At 63.0% G+C, this 4,173-nt stretch carries 3 protein-coding genes; 1 reads left to right on the forward strand and 2 read right to left on the reverse strand.

What is annotated here, in order from left to right:
• Positions 1–23: 23 nt before the first annotated feature.
• Both ACFWM7_RS34090 and ACFWM7_RS34095 read right to left on the reverse strand, forming a co-directional pair.
• Complete coding sequence (locus tag ACFWM7_RS34090) at positions 24–350, reverse strand: hypothetical protein (protein ID WP_383268318.1); 327 nt, start codon at positions 348–350, stop codon at positions 24–26.
• A 1,471-nt stretch (positions 351–1,821) separates the two neighbouring features.
• Positions 1,822–2,079, reverse strand: coding sequence for a hypothetical protein (locus ACFWM7_RS34095; protein ID WP_383268319.1), 258 nt, complete (start codon positions 2,077–2,079; stop codon positions 1,822–1,824).
• Positions 2,080–3,592: 1,513 nt separating this feature from the next.
• Between ACFWM7_RS34095 and ACFWM7_RS34100 the strand changes: the two genes are divergently transcribed.
• A complete protein-coding gene (locus ACFWM7_RS34100; RefSeq protein WP_383268322.1) occupies positions 3,593–3,718 on the forward strand; it encodes a hypothetical protein in 126 nt (41 codons plus the stop codon).
• Positions 3,719–4,173: the final 455 nt, after the last annotated feature.

Consider the following 4,173-nt stretch of genomic DNA (forward strand, 5'->3'; position numbering starts at 1 on the left):
GGTCCCTCACCGGTCAACTACCGCTATTCGAGCGGTTCAGCGGCATAAGTGCCATCGCCGAGCGGGACATCGGTCAGCTCGAAGCGCCGAGGGTGCCCTCCGTCCACCTGGTGGGTGATGACAGTGCCTGTGGGCCAGGTGGTCTCATACTGCTCCGGGCTGCCGTGAGCACCAGCGGTGCGCAGCAAGGTGTAACGGCGGAGTGAGCGGGCTCCTCCTACCGGCGTACTGTCTTCGCCCTCTCCGGTTTCGCGGACGCGCATCCACCGCCACGTGGCGGTGGCGCCCGCTAGTACGCCGGCACCGACGATTGAGCTGACCAGACCGGGCACATCGATGAACTGCGGCATGGATCGGGCCTCAATCCGAGATGCGAACAGCATGGACAACGGCGAGACGTAAACACGAATTGCCGTCTGAGAGCCGGTACCGTCCGCTTTCCGAAAGGACCGCGCCGACTCTGCAGGAGCAGGGTGTTAGATGCACACCCTTCAAGTTCTTCGTCATTCGTCGTCTTCGCCTGAGATGTAGATGCCCAAGAAGGGCCTGCCGTCGTCCGGCTGATGCGTCGCCTGTGCGTCGCGCTCGGCCCCTTAAGCCCGCGCACGGCCCCCCGTACACGCGACGGCTTTCCTCTATCCACTGCGACGGCGGCGGTCCGCAGCCCGCGCGACGTCGCCCGGGAGAGCCGATGGTCGGGCAACGCAGTGCCCCCTCCGAAGCAACAACCCGAGCTGAACTCATTTATTTATCCTGAGTACGGAGCTTCCGAGGATCACCTCGTAGGAATTACGGTTCTTCCCGAGTCGCGATCCGCGCAGACCGATAACGGGATCGGTAAGAGACCGAGCAACGTCGACTGGGTAGGGAAATCCGGTCCACTCCAATTCCCACTCGTACCCGGCTCCCCAAAGTCGCCTTTCAGGCCACTCGACGCGACGACGCTCACTCTCCGGGCGCTCCAGGGGATCCCAGTACCAATTTCCCGTTGCCCATCTTTTACGTGGGTCTTTCGTCGACATGCGAGCCACCAGCCCCGCCAGCAATCGGCGCGCGTTTCTGGCCATCGACGGAAGATCGGATACTAGCCGCTCTTCTTCACGATTCATCGGGACATCCGACATAGGCAGGAGGCGAGCAGATTTTGGGTAATGAACGCCGATCGATTTGCCATCCGATCGGGACGTGGTGACGATCTCGGCTCCGGTAGGAACGTGGCGGGCTACATATGTGCGGCCATGGGAACGCAGTAGCCGCATCCCCGGAATTCCTATAACGGGGGAATCGACCCTAGGGACAATTCGCTCCATCACATTATCGGGCGCATTCGTAATAAGCACCAATTGCTTCCACCGAGGGGAAACCGTGATTGTGTACCATGTGAGCGTACTTAGATCCCACTTGCCGGGGGGTGCACCAATTGAGCCACGATTAAATAGACCGAGCGCCATAATTGAGCGGAAATTTAGCTGCAGCTCATCGCAAGAGTCGAGACCGTGATCGTAAGCCTGAGGGTCCGACTCCGAAGGCACCACGTTCTTGAACTCCGGTGGCACATGGGGAGCCTTCAATTTCCGACCGATACCAGTAAAAGCCGCTTCATACGACTCGTCGGTGTAGCTCTTGCGAATGTGCGCAGCCCGTCGCTGACCAGAATTTGACATGGATCACCCCAACGTCGCACCGGTCGACACTTAGGTCACACGTCAAAGAAACGCTGCTGCCACTGTTATGCAGAGTAGGTGCACCACACCCGCAAGACGACACGCCTGGTACCGGGCCCGGGTGTCGATGTCTCCTGGTTCTCTACAAACCAGCCGATCAAGTCGGATGACCGTAGTATAACCAGGGCGCGCCGCCATGTTCCAACTTCCCGTCAGGCATGGAGGGGTGAGCGCCGTGACTGCGTCTCGCGTCGCGGTCGAGCCCCTCGCCGACCGCAGCCGTGACCTGTACGCCGCGGCTGAGGAACGCCTCCGTGAGAAAAGAAAGTAGGGGTACGTCGAAGTCCTCGGCATAGCCATCGGCAAGCTCCTCGATGTGCCGCCCAAGGCGATCGACAGCTTCGAGCTGGAACAACTGGGCCTCACCACTCGGCCGGTGTACTAGACCCAGGGCCGAGGCGACGCCTTCGCCGCAGCTCTGGCCGCACTGACGATCAGCGCGTCGTCGAGCGTGCTCATCCGGGCATTGATCCCGGCGCGGCTGCCGGGCACCTCCACCTCGAACTGGCCGTGACTCCCTCGAGAGTGGTCCCGATCAGGTCGGCGAAGGCACGGATCTGCTCCATTCCGCCTGGCCGAGAGATCCTTCGCCGTGCACCTCGAACGCCCGGCGGGCGGCTGTGAGAAGGGGCATGCGCCGCTGAGAGGTAACGGCGGGCAGGAGGCGTTGTCAGAGGCGGGCAGTACTGTCTGCAGAGCCGACGAGATGGGGGACAGGGTGGCTGGGGGCAACTTCCACGATCGTGCCGACGAACCGGCTCTGCTGTACGTCATACGGCACGAAAGACTGGCTGCGCTCAAGGTCGGCGTGGTGAGTGCCGCTTCACGTGAGGCGCGGCTGAGGGCTCACGCGCGGCAGGGCTGGGTGACAGAGATGGTGACGGAGTTCGAGACCGGCCGCCAGGCCCTGCAAGCCGAGCGTGCCGTGCTGGGATTTCTTCGGGAGTGCGGGGCCACCGATCGGCTGCGTCAGAGGGAAATGCCTCAAGGCGGGTACAGGAGACCGTCGCACATGCCGACCTGGTAGATCTCGACGGTGACCTTCTTGCAGCGATCGCTAAAGCGGCCGGCCGCATCATCCGCCGAGCCCATAGTCCTCTGCACCAATGGACTCGTGACTACTTCGCTGCGGGGAAAGCCGCGCTAGACCTGATCGACGAAGGGCACAAGGAGCTCGCCAGGGAACATCTCCATACCTTGCTGGAACTGGGTGAGGAAATGATCCGCCGTCTGGGGCCCTGCGAGACGCAGGAGGCACCCATGTCCGTGTGAACGCCCGCGCCCGACCTGACAGTAGCCCTATGCAGTTTCGTTTGGATCAGTGAGACGTTGATGTGAGCGTGTCGCTGACTGACGCCCAGTCGGGTGGGTGCCGGGGGGACTGCCGCACGGATAGGTGACACCTGGCCTGGCTTGCTGAGAGGCGGCGGGGTCTCGGTGCTTACATCTGCCGAGCCACGAACCGGTCTTCGGTCTGCTGCTGGGACAGTAAGCCGGCGATGGCTTGGACGGTGTCGTCCATGTGCTCTCGGCGGCCGAGATGGCGTGCCAGTGCTCGCCAGTACTTCAGGTGGCCGATGCTGTGTTCGACACGGATGCGGCGTGAGGTAAGACGCCGGTTCAGCTGCCCGAGTCCGCTCTCTACGCACAAGGAGCAACAGAGGCGCGGGCTCCGCTGCGGCACAACCGCCTGATCGTGCCGCAGCATGGGCCGCGAAGCCGGTGCGCCCGAAAGCAGGCCGCCCGCCCAAAGCAGCAGCGGGCGGGCCTTGGCCTCCGCCAGACAGGGCATTCGACTGTGCCTACTTCCCCCAGGTCCTGCTCGACGCGCTACAGGCCGAACGTGGTCTCTTCGCCCAGGGCCTGCCGTGGTCGGCCGAGCCGAAGTCCGGGTGAAGGCGGACCAGCGGTTCCACAGCGACCGCTGGCAGGAGAAGGCTGACGGCCTCGGCTACACGCCCGAGCAGGCCGCGGCCTTGGTCCGAGCCTTCTAGGCATAGGAGGAGCCCTCGTGGCAGGCCGTCCGCTTGATGGGGCGTACTCACACCGCACGGTCCGGGAACGTCGCCCTCGCCCAGTACGGGTGCGTCATCACACATTGGTGAGCACCTTGCCGGATACCGGGCCCGGATCCTGGAGCTGACTCAGCCCCTCGCATGGAGTGGGAAGGGGTACTCGTTTCGGTGCTACCAGTCGTCACGCGCGGTCTGTCCTGGTTCTCGAACCGAACCGACTCGCGGCGCGTACTGAACGCAGCGGGGAAGAAGCCGTTGATTCGGTAGCGCTGCTGGTGGAATACGACGGTGAACCCCATAGCCCAATGCTCGAACAGGTCGTCGATGACGATTAGAGGCCATCTCATTTGGGTGACTCGGTATTCTGTGAGTCATGGTGGGGATCGTTGAGCGGTTGGTGCCGGACGAGTTGTGGGAGTTGTTCCAGCGGGTGG

The sequence above is a fragment of the Streptomyces sp. NPDC058375 genome (genome assembly GCF_042723425.1).
Taxonomy (GTDB): domain Bacteria; phylum Actinomycetota; class Actinomycetes; order Streptomycetales; family Streptomycetaceae; genus Streptomyces; species Streptomyces durocortorensis.

Bases quoted from the DNA above. Each gene is read 5' to 3' on its own strand.
- ACFWM7_RS34090 (WP_383268318.1), bottom strand. From the start codon at position 350: ATGCCGCAGTTCATCGATGTGCCCGGTCTGGTCAGCTCAATCGTCGGT.